We start from the raw sequence: 257 nt of genomic DNA on the forward strand, positions 1-257 counted from the left end.
CCCTGGTCGCGGAAGTCCTGGAGACGCTCGGTCTCGCCGCGGAGCACACGCTCTTCCTCGACGACGACCCGCTCAACTGCGCCCGGGTCGCCGCGCGCTTTCCCGCCATGGACGTTCGCTGGACAGAGGGCGACAGCGACGCCGCGGCCCGGACACTGCGCGCCGATCCGGCCCTGGCGCTGGAGGCGGCGGCGGGCGCGGCGGAGGGGCCATCGCGGGCCGAGCGCTACCGCCTGCGCGCCGAGGTCGATCGCCTG

General features: G+C 76.3%; 1 protein-coding gene. It reads left to right on the forward strand.

Translation table 11 applies throughout. The features are described from left to right. Positions 1-257, forward strand: a 257-nt coding sequence (locus tag R0J92_RS24445; RefSeq protein WP_411053591.1) for a hypothetical protein, incomplete at both ends; no start/stop codon positions are given.

This window comes from Tritonibacter sp. SIMBA_163, assembly GCF_046535935.1.
Lineage (GTDB): Bacteria > Pseudomonadota > Alphaproteobacteria > Rhodobacterales > Rhodobacteraceae > Epibacterium > Epibacterium scottomollicae.